Genomic DNA, 3,206 nt, shown 5'->3' on the forward strand with positions numbered 1-3,206 from the left:
TTTGTGGTCCTCGGTAATGTGCTGTCGTCAATTCCGGTTGTGGCAAAGCGCGTTTATCAACCTTACCATTGACTGTAAGTGGAAATTGCTCCAACACCAAAAACTGGCTCGGCACCATATATTCTGGTAATTGTTCGGCGAGCGCTTCGCTCAAAATACGAGTAGCGCTATCCTCAGACATCTCACCAGATAGCATCACGTAAGCAATCAGGTATTTTTGACTTCCTTCCCCCCAACACAATACTGCGGCTTGCTTAACACCGAAAGATTCATTCAACAATTGCTCAATTTCAGCCAACTCAATACGATAGCCACGAATTTTTACCTGTTCATCGATCCGGCCTAAGTAAACTAATTGGCCAGTATCAGATTGTCGTACAAGATCGCCTGTACGGTATAATTTCTCATGCTCATTCGTTACAAATGGGTTACTCACAAAACGTTCAGCATCTAGCTCTGGACGCTTGATATAACCTTGTGCCACACCTACCCCACCAATATATAACTCTCCAACCGCCCCCTCAGGCAGCAGTTGCTGCTGATCATCAAGAATATAAGTTGTAACATTATCAATAGCAGTGCCTATTGTTACAGACGTATCGGGATGGAGCTTAGCTACAGTGGCACAAATAGTGGCCTCTGAGGGACCGTAAGCGTTATACATTGGATAGTGCTTTGACCACTGCTGCGCCAGTGCGGTACTACAGGCTTCACCACCCACCAATAAAGCGCGAAAATGGTAGTTTTGATGACAAGGTAGATGCTGTAAGTATGCTGGGGTTATGAGTGCATGAGTGATACCTTGATCAACCAAGTAATCTGCCATTTGCTGAGGATGATATTTATCAGCTTCGCTACAGATACATAGCGATCCTCCGTTCGTCAACCCCCACATCCATTCTAGGGTAAAGGCATCAAAGCTAGTAGAAGCTAGTTGCAACACTTTACTACTGTTATCTACTTGGAATTGTCTCCCTAAGTATGCCGCAAAGTTGACAGCTCCTTTATGTGCTATTTTAACCCCTTTAGGTTTGCCACTGGTGCCAGACGTATACACTATATATGCACTTGCCACATCACTATTTAAAATAGGGCTTGGTGGATTGTCTTGGCTATAGTTTGTCAGCGAGGTGTCAGCCATAACACAGCTAAAAGTACCTCTGAGTTCCACAAGTCTTTTTTCAAATTCACTACTGGTGAGTAATAATGATGCTTCAGAATCATTAAGGATGTAAGACACCCTGCCATCGGGGTAACTTGGATCAATAGTCAGGTAAGCACCTCCTGCTTTTAATACCGCAAGAACACTCACAAGCAGTAGTTCAGAACGTGGTAAACAAATAGCGACTGTTTGTTCTGGCGTAAGCTGATATTGTTCGATTAAATACCAAGCCATTGCATTTGCTCGCGCATTTAATTGCGCATAACTTAAACTTCTTCCTGCTGACGTAATAGCTAACGCTTCTGGCTGTCGTTCAACCTGTCGTTCGAACAATTCATGTAAACCGCAATTTGCAGCGGGGTAATTTGTATTACCTGCCGCCCTAGTGAGTAATCGAGTAAACTCTTGAGCATCTAGTATATTTAATTGCTTAATGGCAATATCTTGATCTTCATGATGAGCGGCTAACGTACTCAGTAAGTTACACAGATGTCGGTCTAGAGTAGTGATATGCTGGTGAGAAAATATTGCAGTGTCATAGGTCCAGTTGATTGTCACTTCATCTTTATTGATACAAATATTAATATCTAAATCGAACTTAGCTACTTTAACTTTTTGCTCCCGTCGCTCAACAATGAGAGCTTGATTTTGCGGTACAGGCTTCGATGAAAAGTCGTTTTGTGTTGCTAGTAAAATTTGAAATAACGGAGTATGTGAAGCAGAACGTTCACTTGCTAGTTTATCAACTAACTTTTCAAACGGCATATCCTGATGCTGCTGGGCTTCAAGGTGCACTTTCTTCACATGCTTAAAATAATCGCTCAGATCGTTGTAGTTGGTATTTACTCTTAATACTAAAGTATTCACGAACAGACCAACAACCCCATTCAACTCGCCTTGTAGTCGGTTGGCAATCGGCATACCCATCACGATGTCATGGCTACCACTGTGACGCGATAAAACTAAGGCACACAAGGCATGAGACAGCATAAACGGCGTCAAGGCATAATGCTTTGCCAAGCGACAAAGCTTACTCGCTACTTCACTGCTGAGTCGACTTGACACTTGCTCTCCCACGTAGTTCTTATCCGCTGGACGTTTAAAGTCTAACGGTAAGCTATGGACTTGTGGCATTGCAGCTAACTGTTGCTGCCAATACTGCCAATGCGTATCTAGAGTATCAGGCGTTAGCTGTTTACTTTGCCAAAGAGCGTAGTCCGCATATTGTAGGGATAAAGCTGTAAGTGGGTTTTGTTGACCTTGAGTAAAAGCTTCATAGAGCGCCCAACATTCGCGGGTCAAAATATCCATCGACCAACCGTCAGTGGCGATATGCGGCATATTAATTATTAAAATGCTCTTATCGACTTGGCATAGCAGTAGACTCACTTTAAGCATTACATCATCTGCAAGGTTAAATGTGTACTTCTGCTGCTCTTCAAGCCTCTGAGTGATTTCCGTCTCTTGTTCTTCACTCTCTAAATGCGTCAAATCTACCTGTTCGATGTTAAAATTGACTGTGTGTGCCGCGTGAATGATTTGCAGCGCTTGCTCATTGACATGTGCTTGATATGTAGTTCTGAAAATTGCATGGCGCTCAATCAAAGCAACGAAAACACGTTGCAATGCTGAAATATCAACTGCACCACTTAACGTTAAAGCCCGAGTGATATTGTAGGCATATGTGCCACCTTGCAAAGCATCGATAAACCACAAACGCTGTTGTGCAAAAGTCAGTGGAGCACTGTCTAAATTATCTTGTGCCTTAATCTTCTCATATGTGTGCTTTGCTTGAATTTCCTGGTGGCTTTGCAACCACATACCAAACTGACGAATATTGGGATGTGAGAATAAATCACCCAAAGTTACTTCAATGTCGAAATGCCGCTTAATTAACGCACTAAGCTTCACCGCTAACAGAGAATTTCCCCCTAACCTAAAGAAATCACCCGTTACACTTAACTCCTCTAGTGGTTGTCGCAGTACCTCTGCCCATATCTCTACCAGCGCTCGCTCTACACTATTCTCCGCCGCTTCATATTCC

1 protein-coding gene is annotated in these 3,206 nt (G+C 43.1%); it reads right to left on the bottom strand.

What is annotated here, in order from left to right; all coding sequences use genetic code 11:
* Positions 1 to 3,206 (bottom strand): amino acid adenylation domain-containing protein (locus MHN32_RS23315; protein ID WP_239422959.1); only part of this gene is annotated, 3,206 nt, incomplete at both ends.

The organism is Pseudoalteromonas sp. Of11M-6, from assembly GCF_022347905.1.
In the GTDB taxonomy this organism is placed as follows: Bacteria; Pseudomonadota; Gammaproteobacteria; order Enterobacterales; family Alteromonadaceae; genus Pseudoalteromonas.